Origin of the sequence: Pseudomonas sp. SBB6, assembly GCF_024213215.1 — a bacterium.
GTDB classification, from domain to species: Bacteria; Pseudomonadota; Gammaproteobacteria; order Pseudomonadales; family Pseudomonadaceae; genus Aquipseudomonas; species Aquipseudomonas donghuensis.
This window is the reverse complement of record NZ_JANAVH010000008.1, coordinates 86,320-112,534: the sequence shown is the minus strand read 5'-3', so window position 1 is coordinate 112,534 and position 26,215 is coordinate 86,320. Positions and strand designations below refer to the sequence as shown.

Genomic DNA, 26,215 nt, shown 5'->3' with positions numbered 1-26,215 from the left:
TGCCGACGGCAACCATTGCTGTCGATGGGCTCAAGCGTGCCAGCCGCGCAGGGGCAAGTCCTTGCAGCAGGCTTGGATTTGCCTTGGCATTGGCGTGGATTTATGTCCAAAGCCTCCAACCTGCGCTGGCCGGCCCGCTGGACGGTGCAGCCGGCCACGGCCTGCCGTATGATCGAAACCACGACCAATCGCCAGCTCGGACACGGAGTCGGGGGCGCTCGACCCAGGGGATAGCCACCGTGCAATTCGTGTTTGAAGACTACGTGCTCGACCAGCAGCGCCGGGAGCTGACCCAGCGCGGCCAGGTCGTGGCCATCGGCCCGCAGGTGTTCGACCTGTTGCTGCTGCTGGTCAGCAACCACGAACGGGTGGTCAGCAAGGACGACCTGCTGCAGGCGGTATGGAGCGGGCGCATCGTCTCCGAATCGACCATCACCAGCCACATCAACGCCGTGCGCAAGGCCATCGGCGACACCGGCGAGCAGCAGCGCCTGGTGCGCACCGTGCCGCGCAAGGGCTACCGCTTCACAGGCGTGGTCAGCCGTTGCGAGGGCCTGGCCGATGAGCCTGTACTGTCAGCCGAACCACTGCCGGCGCCAGCCGCCACACTGAACCTGCCAGACAAACCGTCGATCACCGTGCTGCCGTTCCACAACCTCAGCGGCGACCCCGAGCAGGACTACTTCGCCGACGGCATGGTCGAAGACATCATCGCTGCCTTGTCGCGTCTGCGCTGGCTGTTCGTCATCGCCCGCAACACCAGCTTTACCTACAAGGGCAGCGCGGTGGACGTGCAGGGCATCGGCCAGGAGCTGGGTGTGCGCTACGTGCTTGAAGGCAGCGTGCGCAAGGCCGGCAACAAGGTGCGTATTACCGGCCAGTTGATTGATGCCAGCAGCGGCACGCATCTGTGGGCCGAGCGCTTCGAAGGCCTGCTCGACGACATTTTCGACCTGCAGGACCGCATTGCCGAAAGCGTGGTCGGCGCCATTGCCCCACAGCTGGAACGGGCCGAAATCGAGCGGGCCAAGCGCAAACCCACCGACAGCCTCGATGCCTACGACTACTACCTGCGCGGTACGGCCAAACTGCATAACGGTACCCGCGAAGCCATCGAACAGGCCCTGGCGCTGTTCTACCGGGCTATCGAACTGGACCCGGAATTCGCCTCGGCCTACGGCATGGCCGCCTGGTGCCACTTCTGGCGCAAGATCAATGGCTGGATGAGCGATCGCCCGCGGGAGATCGCCGAAGGCACGCGGCTGGCGCGCCTGGCCGTGGTGCTTGGCCGCGACGACGCCGTGGCCCTGACCCGTGGTGGCCATGCCCTGGCGCACCTGGCGGGCGATGTCGACAGCGGCATCGCCTTGCTCGACCGCGCCCGGCTGCTCAACCCCAACCTGGCTCCGGCCTGGTACCTGGGCGGTATTTTGCGTGCCCTGCGCGGCGAAACCGAGGCGGCCATCGACAACCTCAACCATGCCGTGCGCCTGAGCCCGCTGGACCCGGAGATGTTTCGCATGCAGGTGGGCATGGCCCTGGCGCACTTTTTTGCCGGCCGCTTCGACATCGCCGCCAGCTGGGCCGAAAAGGCCCTGGGTAACCTGCCCAGCCTGCTGCCGGCTGCAGCCCTGCTGGCGGCCAGCTACGCCCACGCCGGCCGGCAGGACAAAGTCGAGCTGGCGATGCAGCGCCTGCGGGCGATGGACCCGACCTTGCGGGTGTCGAGGCTCAAGGAATGGCTGCCGATCCAGCAGGGCGAGGACTTTGAGCGGTTTGCCCAGGGGCTACGCCTGGCGGGTTTGCCCGAGTAATTGCGCCCGGCACAAGACTTCCCGGCGAAAACCCGGATAATGGCGGCCAAATCGTTTTGCTCGTATGGTATTCCCGCATGGAAATCAAGGTTAACTTTCTCGACAACCTTCGACTTGAAGCCAAGTTCGATGACTTCACGGTGGTGGCCGATCAACCGATCCGCTACAAGGGCGATGGCTCGGCACCGGGGCCGTTCGATTACTTTCTGGCTTCGTCGGCCCTGTGCGCGGCGTACTTCGTAAAGCTGTACTGCCAGACCCGCGATATCCCCACCGATAATATCCGCCTGTCGCAAAACAACATTGTCGACCCGGAAAACCGCTACAAGCAGATCTTCAAGATCCAGGTCGAGCTGCCGGCCGATATCAGCGAGAAGGACCGCCAGGGCATCCTGCGCTCGATCGACCGTTGCACGGTGAAAAAAGTGGTGCAGACCGGCCCCGAGTTTGTCATCGAAGAGGTGGAAAACCTCGATGCCAACGCCCAGGCCTTGCTGATGCTCGACCCGGCCTCGGACACCAGCACCTATATCGTCGGCAAGGACCTGCCGCTGGAGCAGACCATCGCCAACATGTCGGGGATTCTCGCCGGCCTGGGCATGAAGATCGAGATCGCCTCGTGGCGCAACATCGTGCCCAATGTCTGGTCGCTGCACATTCGCGATGCGCAGTCGCCGATGTGCTTCACCAATGGCAAGGGCGCAACCAAAGAGGGCGCGCTGGCCTCGGCGCTGGGCGAATTCATCGAGCGGCTCAACTGCAACTTCTTCTACAACGATCAGTTCTGGGGCGAAGACATCGCCAACGCCGACTTCGTCCATTACCCGGACGAGCGCTGGTTCAAGCCCGGGCGTAAAGATGCGCTGCCGGCGGAGATTCTCGACGAGTACTGCCGCGAGATTTACAACCCCGATGGCGAGCTGCTTGGCTCGCACCTGTACGACACCAACTCCGGCAATATCGAGCGTGGCATCTGCTCGCTGCCGTTCGTGCGCCAGTCCGACGGTGAGGTGGTGTATTTCCCCTCCAACCTGATCGAGAACCTGTACCTGAGCAACGGCATGAGCGCCGGTAACACCCTGGCTGAAGCCCAGGTGCAATGCCTGTCGGAGATCTTCGAACGGGCGGTCAAGCGTGAAATCCTCGAAGGCGAGCTGGCATTGCCGGATGTGCCACAGGACGTACTGGCCAAGTACCCGGGAATTCTTGCCGGTATACAGGGCCTGGAAGAGCAGGGCTTCCCGGTGCTGGTCAAGGATGCATCGCTGGGCGGTGCCTTCCCGGTGATGTGCGTGACCTTGATGAACCCGCGCACCGGCGGCGTGTTTGCCTCGTTCGGCGCGCACCCAAGCTTTGAAGTGGCGCTGGAACGCAGCTTGACCGAATTGCTCCAGGGCCGCAGTTTCGAAGGCCTGAACGACCTGCCGCAACCGACTTTCGAAAGCCATGCGGTGACCGAGCCAAACAACTTTGTCGAACACTTCATCGACTCCAGCGGTGTGGTGTCGTGGCGCTTCTTCAGTGCCAAGGCAGACTTCGAATTCGTCGAGTGGGACTTCGCTGCCGAGGGTGAACACGCCAACGTCGAAGAAGCCGCGGCGCTGTTCGGCATTCTCGAAGACATGGGCAAAGAAGTGTACATGGCGGTGTACGAGCACCTGGGTGCTACCGCTTGCCGCATCCTGGTGCCGGACTATTCGGAAATCTATCCGGTCGACGACCTGATCTGGGACAACACCAACAAGGCGCTGTTTTTCCGCGAAGATATCCTCAACCTGCACCGCCTGGATGATGAGCAACTGCACGCGTTGGTCGAGCGTCTGGAAGAAAGCGAGCTGGATGATTACACCGACATCACCACCTTGATCGGCGTCGAGTTTGACGACAACACCGCCTGGGGGCAGTTGACCATCCTTGAGTTGAAGCTGCTGATCCACCTCGCGCTGCAGCAGTTTGAGCCGGCAAAAGAGCTGGTCGAAACCTTCCTGCAGTACAACGACAACACCGTTGAGCGCGGCCTGTTCTATCAGGCGCTGAATGTGGTGCTCGAGGTGGCGCTGGATGACGAGCTGGAACTGGCCGATTACGAAGTCAACTTCCGCCGCATGTTCGGCAACCCGCGCATGGATGCGGTGCTCGGCTCGGTGGACGGCAGCGTGCGCTTCCATGGCCTGACGCCGACCAGCCTGAAACTCGAAGGGCTCGATCGCCACCTGCGCTTGATCGACAGCTATAAGAAGTTGCACGCGGCCCGGGCCAAGGTAGCGAACCTGTCCCGTTAAATCGCGCTAACAGAGAAAGCACCTTCGGGTGCTTTTTTTGTGTTTATTCGCCCGGGTTATAGCCATGTAGCCAACGGGTCTTGCCACCGAAACAGCAGCCCTTGCTGGATGATGGGGTTAGCGTTTAGCTGAACGCTCGTGTGTACAACCTCATCAGGTGCAGACCATGAGCACACCCCTGGATTTGAATGCATTGAAGGCGCGCCAGCAGGCGGCGTGGGCCAGTGGCGATTACGCGGTGATCGGTACGACCTTGCAACTGGTTGGCGAATGTTTGGCTGAAGCCTGCGACTTGCGCTGGGATGAAAAGGTCCTGGATGTTGCGGCCGGCAACGGTAATGCCACCCTGGCCGCCGCACGCCGTGGCTGCCAGGTGACCTCCACCGATTACGTACCCGAGTTGCTCAAACGAGGTGAGGAGCGCGCGCGGGCTGAGCGGTTGAACGTAACCTTTCAAGTCGCCGATGTCGAAGCCTTGCCGTTCCAGGACGGCACCTTCGATGCCGTGCTGTCGACCTTCGGCGTGATGTTCGCCCCCGACCAGGCACAAGCGGCGAAGGAGCTGGGCCGCGTGTGCCGTTCGGGTGGGCGCATTGGCCTGGCCAACTGGACCCCGCAAGGGTTTGTCGGGCAGATGTTCAAGACCCTCGGCCGCCACGTGCCGCCGCCTGTCGGAGCGCAACCGCCGTCGCGCTGGGGCGATGAAGAGCAGTTGCACAACCTGTTCGGTGATGACATTGGCGCGATCAAGGTCAGCCGTCAGCATTTCAATTTTCGTTATCGTTCGCCGGCGCATTTCATCGAGGTGTTCAGGACCTGGTACGGGCCGGTGCACAAGGCATTTGCGTCATTGGAAGGTGACGCGGCCAATGCGCTGGAGCGCGATCTGATGCAGTTGCTCAATGACAACAATGTGGCGGGGGAGGCGTCGCTGGTGGTGCCCAGCGAGTATCTGGAGATCGTCATCACTCGCCGCTGAAGTACCTGCATCATCAACGCTGTGAGAGCCGGTATGTTGAGGGCGGGTTATGCCTTCCGAGGTTTGTAGTCGCAATGGATCTGCATGCTCTCAGTCTCATTCCGATGGATGTCAAAGCCGCATTGTTTTAATGCGTCTTTGACCCTATCGACAACATCGAGGTACTTCGCTGCGCGTGCGCGCTGGCGAGTCAGCGAGGTAAAGACCCCAAAGGGCAGGAAACGCAGCCGTTTTCCCTTTAACACAATGGACACATCGACATGTGAGCCATCGACGTCATGGCCATTGGCGCCGAAAATCTCGCCGACTTCATCCTTGCGCCCGGGATAGCAGGCGCAAAACACCTTGATGCCCAGCCAGCGTGAGAGCGTTCTGAAAAAACCGAGACTGCTGCTTTTGTCCTCATATCCGCGCACCAGCAACAGCTCAATGGAGGGGGGCAGTGTCGACTGGGCCTCAACCAGCTTTTGCAACGTTTCTTGATCGATGGCTACTTCAGAAGACGGCCAGCGCGGGCCTACCATTATCCCGTGGCTTTCTCCCTTTGGCAGTACAAGCATGGTTTGCGCTCTCAAATGTGGCTATCAGCGGGTAGGGTGCTGTTCAGATCAAGCACATCGACGACATCACCAGTGAAGAAGTCCACGACCTCCAGACGATGGGTCAACAGCCGATCACCAAACCAGTCGGCGGCAAGCCGGCCGGGTGGGCCCTTCTGGCGTACCACCGTGGTCTCGGTCTGGCCGCTGGCCGTTGCGATGATGACGTCTTCGCCCCAATTGGAGCGTTGTGTTGCCGGGATCGGCATGCACAGGTGGCTGCCGGATTCATTGAACAGGATGTTTCCGGCACCTATCTGGCCGTATTCGCCCATGTCCCTGGCCCAGCGCGTCGCGCCAGTGCGATCGCAGCACAGCAGGCGGTTGTTTTCGCCGGTGGCGAACAGGTACTGACCATCACGGGAAAAACGCAGGCTTTTGACCTTGGCCTCCAGCGCCAGGCTGATCTTGTTGATCTCGCCACTGGCGCAGTCAACCGTCAGCACGCTGTTGCGGGCACGTTCATCGGGTGCCCAGAGTTTGCCTTGCACAGGGTCGATACAGCCGAACCTGGCATCGACATCACGGGCGATAGGCTCGCTGCACTTACCGTTGTCCAGGTCGATGATCACGGGGCGCTTTTTATCGTTGCCGACGCTGACCAGCGCGTACTGGCCACTGGGGTCCAGGCGTGACCAGTACGACAGATACCTGTCGGTCTCATGCAGCTGTGTGCCGCCCTGAAGAAAGCTCAGGCGCGAACGGCTGGCGCCACGCACCACCTGCCAGTCGCAACCTAGCAGGGCCATGCGCCGACCATCGCGGGAGATGTCGCAGACACTATCATCGGCCTGGGGGCCGGCTGGCCGGGTCAATGCGCCGGTGTCCGGATCGTACTGGGTCAGGCAGGTGGGCCGAATGCTGTCGCTTTTGTCGAAGAACACCAGGCGGCGTGGTACATCAATGTACATTGCAACTCCCGAAAACCAGTGGGCAAGGTGGCGCAGGATAAAGGCTGGATAGGGTGGCTGGAAACCAGTTCTGCCTGGATTACGACCGCTGCGCGCTCGATCGCTGGCAAAGCCAGCTCCCACAGGGTGGGGTGTATACAGATCCATTGTGGGAGCCGGCCTTGCCGGCGATGAGGCCAGTGCAGCCAGCAGATCAAACGGTGCCCGGTCGCATTAAGTTGAAATACCCCGCATTGCCCGCCAGAATCGCGCCCCGGTCCGGCCAGAGGTGCCGGATGTTGCGGGTGAAAAGGGGCTGCAGTTGAACGAACAGACATTGTCCATGCGCCTGGAGCGCGTCGCGGCGCAGGTGCCAGCGGGGGCGCGGCTGGCCGATATTGGCTCGGATCATGCCTACCTGCCGGTGGCGTTGCTGCGCCGTGGCGCGATTGCGGCGGCGGTGGCTGGCGAGGTGGCCTTGACGCCATTCAGCGCGGCCCAACGCACCGTGCGCGACAACGGCCTGGAGCAGCAGGTCAGCGTGCGCCTGGCCAACGGCCTGGCGGCGATCGAGCCGGCTGATGGCATCAGCGCGATCAGCATCTGCGGCATGGGCGGCGAGACCATTCGCGACATCCTCGACAGTGGCAAGGCGCACTTGAACGGGCAGGAACGGCTGATCCTGCAACCCAACGGCGGCGAGCAGCCTTTGCGCCTGTGGTTGATGGAAAACGGCTACCGGATACTCTGCGAAGAAATACTGCGGGAAAACCGCTTCGACTACGAAATCATCGTTGCCGAGCGCGCAGGCCCTGTGACCTACAGCGCCGAACAGCTGTACTTCGGCCCGCTGCAGATGCAGGCCCGTAGCCCGGCGTTCCTGGCCAAGTGGCAGAGCATCCTGCGGCGCAAGCAGCAGACCCTGGCCAACTTCGCCCGGGCGCGGCACGCCGTGCCCGAGGCGAAGGTTCAGCAAGTTGCCCGGCAGGCCCGGTGGATTACCGAGCTGCTGGCGTAAGCCTTTGTATATCCGTTGGGTCGGCCTGCAATTGCCACTGGCTGCGTAGCGACTGCAACTGCGCCTCCAGGATCGACACGCCGCGCTCGCGCTGGGCGGTGCGCTCGCGCTCGAACAGGTCGTTGAGCAGGCCGACCAGGTTGCGCGATTCAGTGGCCGAGGTCGGTGTGTTCACGTCGTTTTCCACCTGGCCATTGGCGTAGGTGCGCACCCGTTCATTGCGGCTGGCCTGCTGGGTGACGCTGGCCTCTACCAGGCGACTTTTGTCGTAGACCAGGCGGGTACTGCTGCTCGATTGATCGTTGATCTCGTGGTAGCGGTAGTTCTGCGACGCCGGGTCAAGGCTCAGCCCCACCTGGGGGTTGAAGTCTGCATGATAGGCGGCCGTCAGCCGTGCCTGCTGATCCTGTTGCACCGTGCGACCCAACTGGGCCGTGCCGCGGATCGTGGTCGACTGGGAGACCTGATAGTCGAAGTGGTCGGTTTCTGTCGGCCGCATCGGGTTGATCTGCTGGACTGACTGGCTGATCGAGGCGCTGAAGTCGGCCAGGCCGCTGAGCAGGGCAGTGTCTTTGGCCGCCAGCAGCGGGATACGGCCGCTCGACGGTTTGCCTGTGTCGTCGGCACTGTTGAGCTGGACGAAGGCGTCCTTGAACAGGCTCACCAGGCCCTCGTCGCCGTTGCCCCGGCTTTGCGCCGCGTCGAACTGCTTCAGGTAATGACTGATCGCCGCCTGACGCTGGGCGCTGGTGCCCAGTAATGACGTGTCGCGGGTATCGAGGTTCAGTTTCACGTTACCGTCAGGCCCTTGCAGGCTGAGGGTGCGTGCGCTGTCGTTCAGGCTCAGGTCAAAGCTCAGCGGCTCGCCGCTGGGTGTGTCGAGCCTGGCGTTCATCTGCAGCGAGCGGAACAGCGCCGGGTCGAGCGTGGCCAGTTTGCCCAATTGCAGGCGTGGGGGCTGTGCGCTCAGGCCATTGATGGTCGCCTGGAAACTATCGGACAGCGCCGCCAGGCCCTCGAGCTCATCGCTGCTGAGTTGGCCGCCCTGCACCTCGGCGCTCACCGCCAGGCCTTGCTCATTGCTGGCCAGGGACAGGGTGACAGTGGCTCCGGAGGCGGTAGTCAGGCTCAGGCTCACGCCATTGGCCGGGTGTTGGCGCAGGTTATCGCCTTGAAGCTTGAGGACTTCGGCGCTTGGCTGGGCCCCGTCGGCGAAGGCGAATACCGATTGCGTAAAGGACTGCCCGCCGTTGGCCACCAGCTGATTCAGCACGGCAGCGCCAAGCCCGTGCAAGCGCGAGCCGATAGCGGAAGACTGGACGCCGCCGAGCAGGTTCATGCTGAGCTTGTTCAGGCTGTCGTGTTCCAGCACGTAGCGCATCGGCACGGCGACTGCCCCACGGGACGAATAGGTGCCTGCGTCGTCGCCACGGGGGTTCTGGCCCAGGCTGACGGTAGTACTCGGGGTCGCCGCGACCTGCTCGGTGCGGGTATTGGCGGTGCTGGCCGGTGTCGGCTGGGGGGCCGTGTATGCAGGGGCAATACGCAATCCTGCGATGATTGGGCTCATGGTCGGTACCCGTAGTTTCCATACTAGTTAAAGGGGTATCGGCGGCGTTTTGCCGAGCTTGAGCATCAGGACTGCGATGCTGGTCGCGCGGTACGGTAGGTGTTGATCAGGCCGGGCGCACCACGCTGAGCTTCGTATGGGGGGCCATCCAGTTGGCGGCGATTCATTCGCCCTGAGTGACGGCGTCGTGACTGGGCTCAGCGGCCAGTTTCAAGCGGTCAGCTTTACTGATGTATTTAGGCTTGCTCTTCGGTGCCAGTTTGGCACTGGCCTTTTTGGCATGAGCCTTTAACAGCTGCTTTATCTTCTTTTGACGATTCACGTTGTTACTCGGCTGGTAAATGCTTGAATGATATCAGCTGCGCGCCACGTTGTTTTTTGATCCGGTACATATCGCCATCCGCATGGCTGAGCAACGTGTCGGCATCCTCTGCGTCCTTGGGGTAAAAGGCCACGCCGACACTGCAGGAGGGCATTTTGATCCCGCCAAATTCAGCGCCGAGCGGCTCGGCCATGGCCGCGAGAATCTGCTCCACCTTTGCGTAAACGGCATCGTGTGACTGGATACCCGGCAGCAGCACGGTGAATTCATCGCCCCCCATCCGGGCTACCGTGTCGGTTTCACGTACGCAGCCCTCCAGGCGTCGGGCAATCATGCAGAGAATCCGATCACCCATGGCATGCCCATGGACATCATTAATGCCCTTGAAGTCATTGATATCCAGAAACAGCAGCGCCAGGGTGCTCTGGTGGTGCTGCGCCGCTCGAAGGGCCGACTCCATTCGTTGATTGAACAGCGAGCGGTTGGTCAGTGCTGTCAATGGATCATGATGGGCGAGGAAGCGTAATTCCTCCTCGGCCTGCCTGAGGGCCGTGACGTCCCGCGCCACACCGATTCGCGCACCCACCTCCTCGGACCAGAAGGCCGCCCACAGGATATGCACGACACCGCCATCCTTGCGGATGTAACGGTTGCGGAAGTCAACGTGGGATTGGCCATTCATGACCCGGACAATGGAGGCCCGCGTGACCGCCAGATCGTCAGGATGGATGTAGTCGGTGATCGGGGTACCGGTCAGCTCGTCGGCGCCGTAGCCGAGCAGTGCCTCGCAAGCATCACTGACAAATACAATCTGGTTATCCCTGTCGACCACGAAGACCGTGTCCAGCATCAGATGGATCAGTTTGGGGTAGAGCGCTTGGAGGTCTATTGGCATAGGCTGGGACGTCCGGTTCAGATCGCCCGATCATAACGCTATCGCGCTGGGCCAATACAGTGTGGATCGGAGCAACGTAAGCTGCCGCGGTCCGGCCAATGGCTGACGGTTATGGGGGACGCGAGCGACCCGCCGTTACGCCTTAGCGACGATAGTAGCGGCGATCGTCCTCATAACGGTAACGCATGGCCCGATCATGGTGGCGTTCCCAGTAACGATGGCGCTCGGCTTCGCGGCGGGCTTGCTCGCGACGCCATTGTTCCCTGCGCCAGTTGTCTCGGCGCCAATCGTCTCGACGATCATGCCAACGCTCGTCATGCCGGTAGCGGTCATCATGGGCAAGCAACGGCCCAGGCTGGTTTTCGGCCATGCTGGCGATAGTTGGCCACGGGTTGCCGGCCGCCAGGGCTGGCGCCTGGACAACTGGCGTTGGAGCGGCGACAGCAGGGGTTGAGGTCTTCATCTGTGTTGCTGATGCCGAGCCCACTGCCGCGAATGCGAACAGGGCAACGAGCACCATCCGTGGGGCTTGGAATTTCATGAGCGATGACAACCTCTGAAGGACGATTGAACGTATCCACATAGACCGATAAAAAGGGAAAAGTTCTAAGGCGCCGCTGCTTAATTAGGCGTGGGCTTGACCCGCGAATCAATATGACCGCCAAACCGCCATCGCGAGGCAGGCCTGCTCCTGGCGTATGATGCTCAACCGTCTTTGCCGATAAGGAAATCGCCATGCTCCCTGACAAGGCCTGCGCAGTGGTTCTTTCATCCACGCCGCACCCCAGGCTCCTGTTGTTTCGTCATCCGCTGGCCGGAGTGCAACTGGTGAAGGGCAGCATTGAAACCGGCGAAACACCTGCTCAGGCAGCGCTGCGAGAACTGGCGCAAGAGTCTGGCATCAATGCCGCCAGCATCGTGGACGACCTGGGGTGTTGGGATGCCGAGCACCTTGGCCAGACCTGGTCGTTTCAATTGTGCCGGGCGAGCGGACCGCTGCCTGAGCAGTGGTCTCATCAGACGCTCGACGATCATGGCCACGTGTTCACATTCTTCTGGGCGGCGCTTGAGCATTTACCCCTTGCCGACTGCCACCCCGTGTTTCAACGAGCGCTGCGGTTTGTCTGCGCGACCTTGAAAACGCGTGGTCATTGGCCAGGCAAACAGGGCTAAATAATCCGCCGCAGGGCGATATACTCCGGGCCATTGGTTGATGCCCGAGAAAAGCTTATGCGCCAGGTTTTGCTTATCGTTGATGTCCAGTCCACGTTCAGTCCACCCGAGTGGCTGGTCGATGGGGTGCGGGCGTTGTCAGAGCGAATTGTCACGATTGCCTCGGTCGAGCTGCATGATGAGCAGGTAACCCCGTTTGCCAAACAATTCGGCTGGCATCCCGCGGCCGAAGACGAAAGCCTGGTCGAAGCCGACAAAGTGTTTGTAAAGCACGGCTATGGGCAGACCGCTGAAACCATCGAGTACATCAAGCAGCTCGGCGTGGAGCGCGTGCTGGTTTGTGGCCTGCAGACCGAAACCTGCGTGCTTGCCGCCGGGTTTGCACTGTTCGATGCAGGGCTCATGCCGACGCTGGTGACCGACCTGACCATTGGCTCATCCCTGGACAGGTCAGGTCGGTTGGGCATCGATCTGTGGCAGCATCACTTCCGCCAGGTGACTACCCGGGCAGAGGTGCTTGCTGAACTTGATGCATGAGTTCTTACAGGCTGGCAGGAGCGCCTAGGGCGATCTATGTGCTCATCACGACACGCCTGCTTCAGGCCAAAACGCAGCGGTTTTGAGCTTTAGCGGGAGCGCGCGCAAGCGTGGGCCCAACGCCCATCGTTGACCGTTCGCTATCGACTTTCAAGTCGCTATGCGCTGACGAGTCTGCCTGAACGCGCACATCCCGCTGCGGGTCGCGGCCAGCGGCCAGAAGAAGCTGCCGGTGGTCGTTGCATTTCGCTTGTCGTCGGCGTGTGGCTAAGCTTAATAAACCGGGGCGAATTGAAACGTGGCTGAAAGCGGCCATCAGTGGACCTGGATTAGCATCAAGGCGGCGCCCCAAAGGAGACGAACATGTATGCGGTTATCAGAACCTATCTAGGTACTGGAGCAAAGCAGCTTTTCGAGCTTTTAGAAGTGCGCAAAGCCGACGTCGAAGCTGCCTTGCGGACAGTGCCTGGGCTGGTCAGCTATACGCTGCTGAATACGGGTGATGGCGGTACGTCGATAACTGTCTGTACGGACAAGGCCGGCAGCGATGCGAGTTTGAAAGTCGCCCGTGACTGGATTCAGAAAAATGCCTCGAGTATCCACGCGGAGCCGCCGATCGTAACGGAAGGTCCGGTCATTGTGCAGATCAAATAGCGCGTTCTTGCGCTTGATCTGGCGACACTCTCGCTGTCGCAGGCTTTGCGTGTCTGCTTCTACAGCGCCAGACAGGACGCGACCGCATCTTCGAGCATGGCCACCAACTCAGGGTCCATGAAGCGAAAATCATCCGGTATATCCAGGGTATACAGCCGCTTGTGCTCAAGCAGCCGCGCGTATTGCGCCTGCAGGCGATTCTGGTGTTTGCGTTCCATGACAAAAATCACATCGGCCCAGCGAATATCCGCCGGGCCGATGGGTTTACGTGCATTCGGGCTGGTGCCCGCCGACCGGGCATCGAAGCCGGGGCGGCGGCGCCAGAGCGCTTCTGCGGTAGGGCTGCGCCATTGATTACGGCTGCAGACGAACAGGAGGTTAGTCACTCTTGATCCAACAGTTGGCGGGTGGAGCGGATGGGATAGCTCATGCCGAGTTGGCGTGCCCTTATCAGCTTGTCGGCACGGGTGTACAGCAGCTTCCAGTTCTTTTCGGGCTTGAACTCCAGCGGATGCACCGCTTTGGTTTTGCCACTTTTACGGGCCTGTGAGCGTCTCCAGGCGCGGGTTCTTTCCATGATCTTGTCCTCGTGAGTACCGGGTTCAGCAGCCGCAGTAATACGAGTTGGCGCTATAGTAAGCGCGAATCAGGATTGTGGCTAGGTAGGCGCTGTTTTTCATGTAGGAGCGGGCTTGCCCCGCGATGAGGCCGGTACAGCCAGCACATCAGGTGGCGCCTGGATGACGACCTCTGTGGGAGCTGGCCTTGCCGGCGATGAGGCCGGTACAGCTAGCACATCAAGTGTTGCCTGGATTACGACCGCTGCGCGCTCGATCGCTGGCAATGCCAGCTCCCACAAGTCCGGCGTACACAGATCCACTGTGGGAGCCGGACTTGCCGGCGATGGGCTACGCAGTAGCCCCAAGACGCCGACTACCGCAACGGCACATAAATATCCGTCTGCCACTGCTCCTGCGGCGTTTGCGGATAAGCACTCAGGTAATGAAAAAACAGCGGCTGATCGCGCAACTCTTCACCACTGTCCGGCAACCAGTCGCGATAAAGCGGATAGATGGATTCACCAATATGGTCCGGCGAACCCACATGCCGCACCACCGCATAACGCCCGCCAGCAATCAGCCGTTCGTGCACGCCGAATTCATTCGCCGCCACCGCCTCATCAATCTCACCACAAATAGCGAAACGAAAATCCTCCGCCGGCGTGGTATCTGGGTTGCCATAGGGGATGCCAAAGCTGCGGCTCGACGCCACTGGTGACTGCCCGCTCGCCATGCGCCAGTCGATGAACTGGCGCACGCTCTCGTCGACCTGCGCGGCCGGCCCGCAGTGCTCCAGCGCTGCGACCCGGGTTTGAACAAACTCCACAATACGAACCTGCATGATGACGCTCCTGGAAAAGTGAGGGATAGCGAACACCGCATTCCAGGCCTGCCAGTTCGGTTGGCGGCGAAAGGCGCTCGGCGACATGCCCAGCGCCCGCCGAAATGCACGGCTAAACGCCTCGGGGCTTTCGAAACCAGCAGCTAACGCAGCCTCCAGCACCGAGTGATCGGCATTGGCAGCCAAACGATGCGCCGCCTGGCGCAAGCGCATCAACTGCACATAACGCGAGACCGGCACCCCGACGTACGCCGTGAACTGGCGATGGAAGTGAAACACCGAAAAGTTCGCCACCTGGCTCAGGGTTTTTACCGACAGATCACCTTCGAAGTTGGCGTCGATGTAGGCGAGCACAGCGCTGAAGCGCTGGGTGTAGGCGGCGTTGGGCGGCAGGTCGGGCACGGCTGGAGGCTCTTGGAAGTACGGTCGGCATAGAATCGACTATACCCGCGTGGCAGTGCCTAGCCGTGTTTGCTCAAGGTGTGTTTTTCACGGGGATGAGCATTCGCTCGATGGGCCGCATCGGCGGCCGGGGCTTGGTCCTCGGCGTTTACTTGGCCGAAGCTTGATCCAGCTGTGTAGCGCGCCGCTGCAAGGCTGCAGTCATGGCGTGTGCCTCGACTTCATCCAGGCACGCCTCGACCAGCGCAATGCTCATTTCCAGCGAGTGCTGAGTAGCCCAGAGCAGGCCGCGCACTTCGGGGTCGACCTTTTCACAGGCCTGGGCGTTGGTCTGGTACGCGCTTTTGAGCAGAACGGTGGCATGGACCAGGGCGTCTTCGGCTGAAGCACCCGTGCGCACGGCGAACAGTGGAGCGTGGCTGCCGTTGCAGGAGCCGAAGGTGGTGGCGGTTTTGGTGATGAGTGGTGGATCGGGGACGGGCTTTGTCATTGTTGTGCTCCTAGAGTGGTGGAGCCAGCATCAATCGCTACCAAACGATTGGTGACGGCTGTACGCAGGTTGGTAGACCGGGACTCTAGGAACCCAGCGCGCACGAATGCGCCCCACGCACAGCCGCCATAACACGAACAGCAGGCACAAAAAAACGCCGGCTGATCAGGAGCGGCGTCTGCACGCCTTAGAGTACTCGGGCTACCAAACCCGGTCGCTGGATTTACAGCGACTGGGGGAGGGTAGCGAGGTTGCAGAATGGATTCAAGGGCTATTTTTGTCGTCTGAGCTAGGTACGCAAGGACCACTGTCTTAACATGCTGATAAATGATCAGGAATTCAGCGTCCTAGGAATGTGGAGAGCTAATAAGTATGTATTTGAATGCTGATAGCACGTGTCATAAAGAATAAGCTAAATGGATTTAGCTGTCCGAAGATTTGCCTTCTCATAGAGAAATGGTTTGTAAAAATATTAATGTGTTGCGTGAAATCAGTAGACATGATGATGGCACAAGGGCTAGCCTTGTGCTTCGGTAAATTAGAAAAGGATTTTGCTTATGAAAATTATCTCGTTATTTAACCATAAAGGTGGGGTGAGCAAGACCACAACTACCTTCAATCTAGGTTGGATGCTTGCTGAACAAGGCTACAAGACATTAATTGTTGATACTGATCCACAGTGTAATTTAACTGCGTTGGTTCTTGGATATACATCTATAGATGATACCTCAGATTTTTATGCGCGAAATCCAAATTGTGATCTTTATAGCTGTATCCTACCTGTTTTAAATGGTGAAGGTAGGCACATTCAGGCGGTCCCGGTAGATACTGCCCATCCAAAGCTATCCTTGCTTTGCGGTAATTTGCAACTTTCTGAGGCTGAAACGCAAATCAGTGTGGCGTTAACCACCGCCGCCAAGCTGCCAGCAATGCGTAACATCCCTGGGGTGCTAGGTGAGTGTATACGTTCTACCGCTGAAAAATACGGTTATGACTATGTTTTAATTGATATGAGCCCAAGTGTAGGTGCCTTAAATCAATGTTTGTTAATGTCAAGTGACTATTTTATCGTGCCCACGGCGCCAGATTTCTTTTGTGCTCAAGCGATCAAGTCGCTGACTCGAGTTATCCCAAAATGGAATCGTGAGGTGGCCGAATTTAGAGATCCAGGGTTTAACTATCATCTGCCAGTTAGTCCGCCTAAGTTTATTGGGATAATTTCTCAAAAATATAGGCCGCGAAATGGAGCGCCTGCCAAATCATTTCAGCGCTGGATTGACATAATTAACAACGAGGTGGCGAACGCATTGGTTCCTGCTTTGATGCCAGTTGGCATGTCGATTGATGAGGCGGACTTTAATAAGCATTCTGTTCGAGGTGAGCCATTTAATTTGGCAAATATTTCTGATTTCAACTCGCTCATAGCACAGGCACAAAAGCACAATGTTCCAGTTTATGCGCTAACCGATGAGCAGATCGAGCAGGGCGGGAATATTTTGGATAATATGAAGTTGAGCAGAAATGATTTTGCTAAGACATTCGAGGAACTGGCTAGTAAAGTTCGAGATCTTGCCGTTTGAGTAGGTGAGATCGCAGGCCTCCTCTCAGAGTGGGCAGTGGGCTTTGGCTTCTACCCACTCTGAGCTAATAAGAGCCTAAGGGGAGAAGTTGTTAGGTGTTAGCAGAAATTGCGTTAGGCCGGGATCTTGGGTGTGTTATTTTGTGTGGGGTGTTGTAGTGGTTTTTTAATTTTCCGGATTTTACCTTGTCGCGATTCTCAGTTGCTGTGAGATCGTAACGTTGCTCCGATCAAAAAAGCGAAGTGTTGTGTCTAGGTAATAAGTATGATTGATGCGAGTTATTTTTTTGTCCGGTCAATCATTAGTCCACTTGGAGCAAAGGTCTCACAAAAAACCTCAGCCCCAAATTTGATGGCAAGAGCTGCTGCGCTAGCTGCAATCATGGTGGCTGAGATGCTAAAAGAAGTGAAAGATGTAACTATCGCGCCTGCGATGTATTTTTTATCGTACACAACCGACAAGCCTTGACTCCAAGCTTTGTAGACTTCACTGTCCGGGCTGCATAAAGCTCGCCATGCGACACGTTTAAGAGCCGAGCTTGCTCTTTTGCCAAGTTCTAATTTCGCGTCTTCCGTCAACGGTGGTGGCAAAAGCTTTATGTCAGGCTTAGGCAGGTTGAGTTGATAGGTGGTCCTAACTGTCTTTAGTATGTCAATAGAACTTTTGGGTATCGCTTTTCCCATTTCAATCAAGATCTGATCTTCATTCTTGCTCATGATCAAAGCCACTGCTTCTTGATCTACTGTTGCAATGTCCAGAGTGGCGCCGTTTTCATCCCTTAGACCGACAAGGATGCTCTCTTCCTCTAATCTCTCTATTAGTCTTCTGTGGAATTGTTTTCTTCGCTCTTCAGATTTTATATTGCCAATGTTGCTTATCGCTTTGATTATTAATGGTGCGGCCTTTTCTAAGTTTTTTTCCCGTAAGTAGCATATTGCTAAAAGTGAGGTTGCTTCTAGGCTCAGACGGGTGCCTTCATTTGCTTTTTTTATTATTCCTTCAAAACCTAGTTTTGCAAATGAAAGATTATTTGCCTCCATCGCTGTTTCGAATAACCAGTTTTTTGAGTGGAGAAGTCTGGTTTCATGGCCGGTCGGTCTGAGGATAAGCTGTATTTTATAAGTAATGTCTTTGGCGCGGTCTAAATTTGCCGATTTAACACACAGCCGAAGCGAAGGCTCCAAAAGTGCGAGTTTTTTTAGTTGGTCTTGGCTAAGTGGTGGAGGTGTAGACATGCTTGTTTCTTTTTCCTATATCATCACTTGTGCTTACTGGGGAGCCCCTGCGTAGGGTTGCTACCGCCAGGTACAAAATTTCCCGCACTTTTATCAGTCCAAGAACCGCGCTGTGAACCTTTACGATCTTGAGTCAGTAATTGAATCCTACTTTTTGTAGTGACGAATTGCCATCAGTTCTGTCGTTGCCAGTTGGCAGAGCCACTTGACGCTCAGACAGAGACTTGAGGTTGGCTGGTTTTAGCAAGGCCTTACCCTGGCAAGCCCAGCTCCCACAGGAGTGCGGTGACAGATAATTGAACCCGGGGTTGGAGCGAGCGGTAGGTTGAGCTGTTGAGGCTAAACTCTGATGCTTGCATGCCTACAGTAGATCCGGTGATCTCTTCGCGCTCGATCGCGGGTCAAGCCCGCTCCCACAGTCGACTTCGTAGCAAGTCCATTGCTGATCTCCCCGCAACCAATGCTTCGCCACTGCTGATCCCGCAACACTCGGTTACGCAATCAGTAAAAAAAATTATACAAATCAACCCACTACCCACCTGGCACAACCATTGCGAAGCCCACCGTCTCTTCTCCCCTTGTGGAACATCGACGTTCATGACCGCTCCCTTCGCCCGCGTGCCCCTGTTACTGGCCATCGCCGCCGCCTTACCCACGCTACCGAGCTTCGCCGCCGAGCCAGCCCCCGAAGCCCTGCCCACCGTCACTGTCACCGCGCAAAAGCGCGAAGAGTCAGTGCAGGATGTGCCCTCGGCCATCTCTGTGGTCAGCGCCAAGCAGATCGCCGACAGCGGTGGCGGCTTCAGTGCCGGCAAGGCCCTGCAGAATGTGCCCAACGCCATCGCCCCGGAGTTCGCCGGGCACCAGCGGCCGCGCTGGTACATTCGCGGCATGGGCTCGGGGGACATGGCTTCGACCACCGTTTACCCGGTGGGCATCTACACCGATGACGTGTATATCGACCCTCACGTGGCCACTGGTTTTCCGCTCTATGACATGGAACGCGTCGAGGTGCTGCGCGGGCCGCAGGGCACCTTGTGGGGCAAGAACACCACCGGAGGCGCGATCAACTTCGTTTCGCGCAAGCCGGACTTCGGCAAGGCCAACAGTTATTTCAAGCTCGACCTGGGTAACTACAATTCTCGCTTGTACGAAGGTGCCTATGGCGACACGCTGATCGACAACAAGCTGGCGGCGCGGGTGGCGTTTATCGACCAGAGCGCCGATGGCCAGCTGGAGAACCAGGTCGATGGCCACACGGTTGGCGATATCCACGATCAGGCCTTGCGCCTGCAGTTGCTGGCGCAGATCAACGACGACCTGCAGGCCACCCTGCAATTGCATGGCCGCGACTACAAGGGGCAGGGCATCGCCACCCGCGCCTGGGGTTCGGGGCCGGGTGGCAGCACGCTGTTTGGCCCGGCGCCGAAGCCGGATACCGACGAGGCCGCGTTCACTGGCAAGGCCGAAGACCGCATCGAGCACAACGGTGTGCAGTTGGCACTGAAGTGGGATTTGGGCGACCTGCAACTGGACTCGATCACCGCCTTCGACGATATCCACGAAAAAGCCGAAAGCCCGAACATGAGCCTCTACGAATTCGGCCGCGGCTTTAACGATGACCGCTGGAAGCAGGTGTCCCAGGAGTTGCGTTTGTCTTCGGCGAAAAACCAGCCGGTCAGCTGGATCGTCGGTACGCATGTGTTCCAAGAACAACTCGACAGCCGCAACGACAACGGCCTGTTGCCCAAGCCCTACAACCAGGCCTTGGGCGTGGCCGACTATGGCCGCACCGATATCGACCAGAGCACCGACAGCTTCGCGATTTTCGGCAGCAGCACCTGGCAGGCCACCGACAACCTGAGCCTCACCGCCGGCCTGCGCTGGACCCGCGAAACCAAGGACATCGACCTGCACCGCGCAGCCGCGCCGGATGCCGATGCGGTCAGCTACAACAGCGAACGCGACTGGTGGAAAAACTACACCGGCGACCTGGTGACCCGCGTCGAGCAGGATGAAAAACGCACCTGGAACAAGCTCACCTACGACTTCACCCCCGAGTACCAGCTCAACGACAACGCGCGGGTGTATTTCCGTTATGCCAAGGGTTTTCGTTCCGGTGGTTTCAGCGGCGGTGCGCAGGTGCAGGCCGAGGCCTCGGTGGTGGCGCCGGAGAACGTCGATGCCTACGAACTGGGGGTCAAGAGCGAGTGGTTCGACGAGCGCCTGATCGCCAATGCCAACGTCTTTTACTACGACTACTCGGACATCCAGGTCAACGCCGTGTCGGTGCGCGACGGCCAGGTGGTGTCGCTGCTGACCAACAGTGGCCAAGGGGTGATTCGCGGGGCTGAGTTCGAGCTGCAGGCGTTGCCGTTCAGCAACCTGGAGCTGCATGGCTCGTTGGGCTTGCTGCATACCGAGCTGCAGGATTTCGAGTCCGGCGGGGTGGATTATTCGGGTAACCGCATTGCCCGCTCGCCGTCGCGGACCCTGGCCGTGGGCGGCAGTTACCGAATACCGCTGGAGAATGGCGATGAAGTGCGGTTGGGCACGGAGTGGCGCTATCAGAGCCGGATCTTCTTCTTGCCGACGGCGCAGCAGGATCACAGCGTTTCCCAGGGCGGCTATACCTTGGGCAATGCCAGTGCCACCTATCACCTGGGCGGGCGCTATGACCTGGATCTGACGGCGTATGTGAACAACCTGACCGACAAGCAGTACAAGACCGACAGCGTGCCGTTGCCGTTCGACATTGCCTGGGACGCGCGGGGCGATCGGCGCACGTTCGGGGTGAGTGCGACGACCCGCTTTTAGCCGTCAGAGCCGGGCCCGGCCGCGAGCCTAAAGCGCTTGGGGCGCTGGCGTATTGGCGGGTGCAGGGTAGAGGGGGTCAGTAGCGAATCATCACCGACTTGAGCTCGGTGTAATCCTCGATAAACGCCCCGCCAAATTCACGGCCAATTCCCGAAGCCTTCACCCCGCCAAACGGCACCGCCGGGTCGAGCAGGGTATGCATGTTCACCCACACCGTACCGGCCTGCACCTGCGGGACCAGGCGCAAGGCCTTGCTCAGGTCGTTGGTCCACACACTGGCACTCAGGCCATAGGGGCTGTCATTCATCAGGGCGATCAGTTGCTCTTCATCGTCGTAAGGCAAAAAGGTCGCCACTGGCCCGAAGGTCTCTTCAGTGAGCAGGCTGTCGTTCAGCGAATGGGCCAGGATCACCGTTGGCTCCACATAGCAACCCGGCCCTTCGATCAGGCGCCCGCCATGAATGATCTGGCTGTTCTCGCGGCGCGCCTTGGCAAACAGCGCACCGAGTTTAGCCTGGTGCTGCTTGTTGCTCACCGGGCCGAATTCACTGGTTTCATCCAGCGGTGAGCCGATCTTCAACGTTGCCAGGCGCTCGCTCAAGGCGCCGGTCACCGCCTCGATTTGCGAGCGATGCACATAGAAGCGCTCGGCTGCGGCGCAGATCTGCCCGGCATGCAAAAAGCCCGCTTCGATGATGCCGTCCACCGCTTTGTTCAACGGCACATCGCGCAGGAACCCGGCCGCATTCTTGCCGCCCAGCTCCAGGGTGGTGCGGGTCAGGTTGGCGGCCATGGCACTCTGGCCAACAGCAAGGCCGGTGGGCACGGAGCCGGTGAACGAGACCTTGTCGGTGCCCGGGTGCTCGATCAGCGCCTTGCCGGCCAGGCCGGTGCCGGTCACCACGTTCAGTGCGCCAGCGGGCAGGCCTGCGTCAATGGCCAGCTCGGCGATGCGCAGGATGGTCAGCGGGGTGAACTCGCTGGGCTTGATGATGATGCTGCAACCGGTAACCAAGGCCGAGCCGAGTTTCCACAGGGCGATCATGGTCGAGAAGTTCCAGGGCACGATGCCGACCACCACCCCCACCGGTTCGCGCAGGGTGAAGGCGGTGTAGCGCTCGCCGTTGAACGAGGGCAGCGATGGGGTGAGGGTCTGGCCGCTGAGCTTGGTGGCCCAGCCGGCGTAGTAACGCAAAAAATGCGCGGCCTGGTCGACCTCGAAGTTGCGCGCAAGCGTGATCAGCTTGCCCGACTGGCAGGTCTCCAGCTGCGCCAACTCTTCACGGTGCTGTTCGATCAGATCGGCGAGTTTCAGCAGCACGCTGGCCCGTACGGCCGGGGCGGTTTGCGACCATTGCGCAAAGCCTCGGCGCGAAGAGGCGACGGCGGCGTCGACAGTGCGCACGCAGGCTTCGGCCACGCGGCTGATGACCTGGTCGCTGGCCGGGTCAATCACCTCAAGGCGCCGGGCATGGTCTGCAGGCTGTTGGCGACCGTCGATAAAACTGCTGTGCTCGCGTTGCAGAAACGTGCGCACCTGGGGCAAAAGGCTGATGTTGCTCATGGGACGAACCTCAAGGGAAAGCAAGGCCCCGACCCTAGCGCAGCATACCGGCGCCGGCTTGACTGAGCCTGCCGCCGGCCATGCACCGGCCTGCCAGGCGCTTTGTAATCTGCAGGTTTTGCCCGTAGGCTGCGGCATCCGCCTGTGCAGGAGCGCCCCTTGAATCCGATCTTCGCTTCCCTGAGCATCGCCCACCTGCGGGCGCTGCAAAGCATGCTGCAGCTGAAAAACCTCAGCCACGCCGCCGAACGCCTGGGCAGCAGCCAGTCGGTGCTCAGCCGTCAGCTGGCACATATGCGCGAGGCGTTCGACGACCCGCTGCTGGTGCGTCAGGGCCGCGGCTATGTGTTGAGCGAACGCGGCGAAAGCCTGCTGGTGCCGCTGGGCCAGGTGCTGGCCGAGCTTGAGGCCTTGCGCCAACCGCAGGCCTTCGATCCCCAACGCTGCGAGCGGCGCTTTTGCCTGGCGGCCTCGGACTACATCGCCGAGCACATGCTGCCGCTGCTGGTCAGCACCCTGGAGCGCGAAGCGCCGGGGGTGTCGATCGAGTACCGCACCTGGCAACCGGGGCAGTATGAACTGCTCGCCAGTGGCGAAGTCGACCTGGCTACCACGCTGTTCGACGATGCGCCGGCCAACCTGCACGGGCGCATGCTCGGTGAAGACCGCGCGGTCTGCCTGATGCATCACGAACACCCGCTGGCGAGCAAAACCGAACTGACCCAGGACGATTACCGCGCCTGGAACCATGTGCGTATTTCCGGTGGTGGCGACAAGGACAGCTTTATCGACCGCCACCTGCGCGAGCAGGGCCTGAGCCGGCGCGTCAGCCTGCAGGTGCCGTTCTACTCGGCGGCGGTGCAGGTGGTCGGCAGCAGCCAGGCGCTGGTCACCGTACCCGAGCACATCGCCCGTCAGCTCAGCCGCCTGCATCCGCTGACCTGGCGGCCACTGGCCTTTGTCGAGCACAGCCAGCGCTACTGGGTGGTCTGGCACCAGCGCCTGCACGCCTCGGCCGAGCACCGCTGGTTGCGCAACCTGGTGTTCGAGCAGTGGCAGCAGTCGCAGTTCGGCGTGCACGGCGGCCATGCGCATTCGCCATAGCAGCTATGCGCCGGGCGGCGTTTTTTGTCGGTGGGCCAGGGCCTAGACTCAGGCCCACTTACCGACAACAACAGGAGCCGCTGCATGAGCCCGGAAGCATTTCGCAAACATGGCCACCAACTGATCGACCTGATCGCCGACTACCGCCAGGGTGTCGGCGCGTTGCCGGTGATGGCCCAGGTCGAGCCCGGTTACCTCAAGGCGGCATTGCCAGCCTCGGCGCCAACCCAAGGCGAGCCGTTTGAAAACATCCTCAAAGACATCGACCAACTGGTAATGCCCGGCTTGTCTCACTGGCAGCACCCGGATTTTTTCGGCTACTTCCCCTCCAATGGCACCTTGTCGTCGGTGCTCGGTGACTTTCTCAGTACCGGCCTTGGCGTACTCGGCCTGTCGTGGCAATCCAGCCCGGCCTTGAGCGAACTGGAAGAAACCACCGTCGACTGGCTGCGGCAGATGGTCGGCCTGTCGGATCAGTGGAGCGGGGTGATCCAGGACACCGCTTCCACCAGCACCCTGGTCGCCTTGATCAGCGCCCGCGAGCGCAGCAGCGACTACGCCCTGGCCAAGGGTGGCCTGCAAGGGCAGGGCAAGCCGCTGATGATCTACACCAGCGCCCAGGCCCACAGCTCGGTGGACAAGGCCGCGCTGCTGGCAGGCTTTGGCAAGGACAACATCCGCTACATCGAAACCGACGACCACTTTGCCATGCGCCCGCAAGCCCTGGCCGCGGCCATCGAAGAGGACCTGGCCAACGGTTTGCAACCCTGCGCGGTAGTGGCAACCACCGGCACCACGACAACCACCGCCATCGACCCGCTGCAACCGGTCGGCGAGATCGCGCGCCAGTTCGGCCTGTGGCTGCACGTGGATTGCGCCATGGCCGGTTCCGCGATGATCCTTCCGGAATACCGCTGGATGTGGGACGGCATCGAGCAGGCCGATTCGATTGTAGTCAACGCGCACAAGTGGCTGGGCGTGGCCTTTGATTGCTCGCTGTATTTCGTCCGTGATCCGCAGCACCTGATCCGGGTCATGAGCACCAACCCCAGCTACCTGCAGTCGGCGGTCGACAGCAAGGTCAAGAACCTGCGCGACTGGGGCATTCCGTTGGGGCGGCGGTTCCGTGCCCTGAAACTGTGGTTCATGTTGCGCAGCGAAGGTATCGAGAGCTTGCAGCAGCGCTTGCGCCGCGACCTGGACAACGCCCAGTGGCTGGCCGAACAGGTGCGCAATGCGCAGGGCTGGGAATTGCTGGCGCCGGTGCAGTTGCAGACCCTGTGCATTCGCCATCGGGGTGACGGCCTGGAGGGGGAGGCGCTGGACTCGCATACCCGCCGTTGGGCTGATCGGCTCAATGCTTCGGGGGTGGCCTATGTCACCCCGGCGACCTTGAACGGCCGCTGGATGGTGCGGGTGTCGGTGGGGGCGTTGCCGACCGAGCGTGAGCATGTGGCTGAGCTTTGGCAGAATCTGCAGAACGTCGTGGCGGGGTGAATCCATCACGGGGCAAGCCCGCTCCCACAGGATTGATGGTGCTCTCTGTGGGAGCGGGCTTGCCCCGCGATGTTTTTAAAGGTCTATGAAAAGTACAATCTTGCCTATGGAAGTTGCATTTTCCCCCTGAGCCAAGCCTCCCATACTGGCCCCTGCATCCGCTGCCACCTGCCACTTCGCAGGCCTCGGCGGACATCCAATAATAAGCAGGGCCCCTCATGAAAAAGCCAAATCCGCTGCTCGAAGACCTTCGTTCGATTTTACCCACCATCGCCGCCAATGCCACCCGTGCCGAGCAAGACCGCAAAGTCCCGGACGAAAACATCGCCCTGCTCAAAAGCATCGGCCTGCACCGTGCCTTCCTGCCCAAGCCGTACGGCGGCCTGGAAATCTCCCTGCCGCAGTTCGCCGACTGCATCGCCTTGCTTGCCGGCGCGTGCGCCAGCACCGCCTGGGCCATGAGCCTGTTGTGCACCCACAGTCATCAGTTGGCAATGTTCCCGGCCAAGCTGCAGGAAGAAATCTGGGGCGATAACCCCGACGCCACCGCCAGCAGCAGTATCGCTCCGTTCGGCAAGGTCGAAGAGGTCGAAGGCGGCTTGCTGTTCAGCGGCGAGATGGGCTGGAGCAGCGGCAGTGACCATGCCGAGTGGGCGATTGTCGGTTGCCGCCGGGCCAATGCCGAAGGCACCCAGGACTACTGCTTCGCCGTGCTGCCACGCAGTGACTACGAAATCCGTGACGACTGGTTCGCCGCCGGCATGAAAGGCAGCGGCACCAAGACCCTGGTGATCGACAAGGTGTTCGTCCCCGAGCACCGCATCCAGAAAGCCAAGGACATGATGGAAGGCAAGTCCGCAGGCTTTGGCCTGTACCCGGACAGCAAGGTGTTCTACTCGCCGTACCGGCCGTACTTTGCCAGTGGCTTCTCGACCGTCAGCCTGGGCATCGCCGAACGCATGCTCGAGGCCTTCCGCGAGAAAACCAAGAACCGCGTGCGGGCCTACACCGGGGTCAATGTCGGCGCCGCCACGCCAGCGCTGATGCGCCTGGCCGAGTCGACCCACCAGGTCGCCGCCGCCCGCGCCTTTCTGGAAAAGACCTGGCAAGAACACGCCGAACACAGCGAGCGTCACCAGTACCCATCGCCGCAGACCCTGGCGTTCTGGCGTACCAATCAGGGCTATGCGGTGAAGATGTGCATCCAGGCGGTCGACCGCCTGTTCGAGGCCGCTGGCGGCACCGCCTGGTTTGACAGTAACGAGATGCAGCGGCTGTGGCGCGACGCGCACATGACCGGCGCCCATGCCTACACCGACTACGACGTTTGCGCGCAGATCCTCGGCCGCGAGCTGATGGGCCTGGAGCCTGACCCGAGCATGGTCTGAAGTG

24 protein-coding genes are annotated in these 26,215 nt (G+C 60.0%); 12 read left to right on the top strand and 12 right to left on the bottom strand.

Annotation, left to right across the window (positions count from 1 at the left end):
* The first annotated feature begins 239 nt into the window (after positions 1 to 239).
* From NLX68_RS17085 to NLX68_RS17075, 3 genes are all read left to right on the top strand, one after another.
* A complete protein-coding gene (locus NLX68_RS17085) occupies positions 240 to 1,814 on the top strand; it encodes a winged helix-turn-helix domain-containing protein (protein ID WP_254284941.1) in 1,575 nt (524 codons plus the stop codon).
* Between the two features lie 77 nt (positions 1,815 to 1,891).
* Positions 1,892 to 4,096 carry an OsmC domain/YcaO domain-containing protein gene (locus tag NLX68_RS17080; RefSeq protein ID WP_254284940.1) on the top strand — a complete coding sequence of 735 codons (2,205 nt, stop codon included), beginning with the start codon at positions 1,892 to 1,894 and terminating at the stop codon, positions 4,094 to 4,096.
* Positions 4,097 to 4,262: 166 nt separating this feature from the next.
* Entirely contained in the window at positions 4,263 to 5,075 is an 813-nt protein-coding gene (locus NLX68_RS17075; protein ID WP_254284939.1) for a class I SAM-dependent methyltransferase, read from the top strand.
* A gap of 47 nt (positions 5,076 to 5,122) precedes the next feature.
* On the opposite strand, the gene NLX68_RS17070 is transcribed toward NLX68_RS17075, so the two are convergent.
* Entirely contained in the window at positions 5,123 to 5,635 is a 513-nt protein-coding gene (locus NLX68_RS17070) for a hypothetical protein (RefSeq protein ID WP_254284938.1), read from the bottom strand.
* Positions 5,636 to 5,646: 11 nt separating this feature from the next.
* On the bottom strand, positions 5,647 to 6,585 hold the full coding sequence (locus NLX68_RS17065) for a WD40 repeat domain-containing protein (protein ID WP_254284937.1): 939 nt from the start codon (positions 6,583 to 6,585) through the stop codon (positions 5,647 to 5,649).
* A 301-nt stretch (positions 6,586 to 6,886) separates the two neighbouring features.
* On the opposite strand from NLX68_RS17065, the gene NLX68_RS17060 reads away from it, so the two are divergent.
* On the top strand, positions 6,887 to 7,582 hold the full coding sequence (locus NLX68_RS17060) for a tRNA (adenine(22)-N(1))-methyltransferase TrmK (RefSeq protein WP_302056234.1): 696 nt from the start codon (positions 6,887 to 6,889) through the stop codon (positions 7,580 to 7,582).
* Here the strand turns inward: NLX68_RS17060 and NLX68_RS17055 are convergent.
* The 4 genes from NLX68_RS17055 to NLX68_RS17040 all read right to left on the bottom strand — a co-directional run bounded on the left by NLX68_RS17055 (position 7,563) and on the right by NLX68_RS17040 (position 10,910).
* On the bottom strand, positions 7,563 to 9,152 hold the full coding sequence (locus tag NLX68_RS17055; protein WP_254284936.1) for a hypothetical protein: 1,590 nt from the start codon (positions 9,150 to 9,152) through the stop codon (positions 7,563 to 7,565). The two genes, NLX68_RS17060 and NLX68_RS17055, sit on opposite strands and share 20 nt — an antisense overlap.
* Positions 9,153 to 9,315: 163 nt before the next feature.
* Positions 9,316 to 9,474 (bottom strand): DUF2986 domain-containing protein, encoded by a 159-nt coding sequence (locus tag NLX68_RS17050; protein ID WP_081492815.1) that lies wholly within the window; start codon positions 9,472 to 9,474, stop codon positions 9,316 to 9,318.
* Positions 9,475 to 9,478: 4 nt separating this feature from the next.
* Positions 9,479 to 10,369: a sensor domain-containing diguanylate cyclase gene (locus tag NLX68_RS17045; RefSeq protein ID WP_254284935.1), complete on the bottom strand. Its 891-nt coding sequence runs from the start codon at positions 10,367 to 10,369 to the stop codon at positions 9,479 to 9,481.
* Between the two features lie 142 nt (positions 10,370 to 10,511).
* Entirely contained in the window at positions 10,512 to 10,910 is a 399-nt protein-coding gene (locus NLX68_RS17040; protein ID WP_254284934.1) for a hypothetical protein, read from the bottom strand.
* 194 nt (positions 10,911 to 11,104) lie between these two features.
* Between NLX68_RS17040 and NLX68_RS17035 the strand changes: the two genes are divergently transcribed.
* The 3 genes from NLX68_RS17035 (at position 11,105) to NLX68_RS17025 (ending at position 12,733) form a co-directional block, all read left to right on the top strand.
* Positions 11,105 to 11,542: an NUDIX domain-containing protein gene (locus NLX68_RS17035; RefSeq protein WP_254284932.1), complete on the top strand. Its 438-nt coding sequence runs from the start codon at positions 11,105 to 11,107 to the stop codon at positions 11,540 to 11,542.
* A gap of 57 nt (positions 11,543 to 11,599) precedes the next feature.
* Positions 11,600 to 12,079 (top strand): isochorismatase family protein, encoded by a 480-nt coding sequence (locus NLX68_RS17030; protein WP_254284931.1) that lies wholly within the window; start codon positions 11,600 to 11,602, stop codon positions 12,077 to 12,079.
* Positions 12,080 to 12,442: 363 nt separating this feature from the next.
* A complete protein-coding gene (locus NLX68_RS17025; RefSeq protein ID WP_254284930.1) occupies positions 12,443 to 12,733 on the top strand; it encodes a hypothetical protein in 291 nt (96 codons plus the stop codon).
* A 59-nt stretch (positions 12,734 to 12,792) separates the two neighbouring features.
* On the opposite strand, the gene NLX68_RS17020 is transcribed toward NLX68_RS17025, so the two are convergent.
* The 4 genes from NLX68_RS17020 to NLX68_RS17005 form a co-directional block, all read right to left on the bottom strand.
* Positions 12,793 to 13,119 carry a phosphotyrosine protein phosphatase gene (locus NLX68_RS17020; RefSeq protein WP_254284929.1) on the bottom strand — a complete coding sequence of 109 codons (327 nt, stop codon included), beginning with the start codon at positions 13,117 to 13,119 and terminating at the stop codon, positions 12,793 to 12,795.
* A complete protein-coding gene (locus tag NLX68_RS17015; RefSeq protein WP_010224009.1) occupies positions 13,116 to 13,310 on the bottom strand; it encodes a hypothetical protein in 195 nt (64 codons plus the stop codon). The genes NLX68_RS17020 and NLX68_RS17015 overlap by 4 nt, the downstream gene beginning before the upstream one ends.
* Positions 13,311 to 13,666: 356 nt before the next feature.
* Positions 13,667 to 14,536 (bottom strand): AraC family transcriptional regulator, encoded by an 870-nt coding sequence (locus NLX68_RS17010; protein ID WP_254284928.1) that lies wholly within the window; start codon positions 14,534 to 14,536, stop codon positions 13,667 to 13,669.
* 148 nt (positions 14,537 to 14,684) lie between these two features.
* A complete protein-coding gene (locus tag NLX68_RS17005; protein WP_254284927.1) occupies positions 14,685 to 15,026 on the bottom strand; it encodes a DUF3077 domain-containing protein in 342 nt (113 codons plus the stop codon).
* A 557-nt stretch (positions 15,027 to 15,583) separates the two neighbouring features.
* On the opposite strand from NLX68_RS17005, the gene NLX68_RS17000 reads away from it, so the two are divergent.
* A complete protein-coding gene (locus NLX68_RS17000; protein WP_254284925.1) occupies positions 15,584 to 16,606 on the top strand; it encodes a ParA family protein in 1,023 nt (340 codons plus the stop codon).
* 278 nt (positions 16,607 to 16,884) lie between these two features.
* Here the strand turns inward: NLX68_RS17000 and NLX68_RS16995 are convergent, their stop codons facing one another.
* The gene (locus tag NLX68_RS16995) at positions 16,885 to 17,841 is read right to left on the bottom strand and encodes a hypothetical protein (RefSeq protein ID WP_254284924.1); all 957 of its coding nucleotides are present in this window, start codon (positions 17,839 to 17,841) and stop codon (positions 16,885 to 16,887) included.
* 597 nt (positions 17,842 to 18,438) lie between these two features.
* Here NLX68_RS16995 and NLX68_RS16990 point away from each other — a divergent pair.
* Entirely contained in the window at positions 18,439 to 20,658 is a 2,220-nt protein-coding gene (locus NLX68_RS16990; protein ID WP_254284923.1) for a TonB-dependent receptor, read from the top strand.
* Between the two features lie 76 nt (positions 20,659 to 20,734).
* Here the strand turns inward: NLX68_RS16990 and NLX68_RS16985 are convergent, their stop codons facing one another.
* Complete coding sequence (locus NLX68_RS16985) at positions 20,735 to 22,222, bottom strand: aldehyde dehydrogenase family protein (RefSeq protein ID WP_254284922.1); 1,488 nt, start codon at positions 22,220 to 22,222, stop codon at positions 20,735 to 20,737.
* 159 nt (positions 22,223 to 22,381) lie between these two features.
* On the opposite strand from NLX68_RS16985, the gene NLX68_RS16980 reads away from it, so the two are divergent.
* The 3 genes from NLX68_RS16980 (at position 22,382) to NLX68_RS16970 (ending at position 26,211) form a co-directional block, all read left to right on the top strand.
* Positions 22,382 to 23,326 carry a LysR family transcriptional regulator gene (locus NLX68_RS16980; protein ID WP_254284921.1) on the top strand — a complete coding sequence of 315 codons (945 nt, stop codon included), beginning with the start codon at positions 22,382 to 22,384 and terminating at the stop codon, positions 23,324 to 23,326.
* Positions 23,327 to 23,410: 84 nt separating this feature from the next.
* Positions 23,411 to 24,823 (top strand): DOPA decarboxylase, encoded by a 1,413-nt coding sequence (locus NLX68_RS16975; protein ID WP_254284920.1) that lies wholly within the window; start codon positions 23,411 to 23,413, stop codon positions 24,821 to 24,823.
* A 218-nt stretch (positions 24,824 to 25,041) separates the two neighbouring features.
* On the top strand, positions 25,042 to 26,211 hold the full coding sequence (locus NLX68_RS16970; protein WP_254284919.1) for a p-hydroxyphenylacetate 3-hydroxylase oxygenase component: 1,170 nt from the start codon (positions 25,042 to 25,044) through the stop codon (positions 26,209 to 26,211).
* Positions 26,212 to 26,215 lie beyond the last annotated feature (4 nt).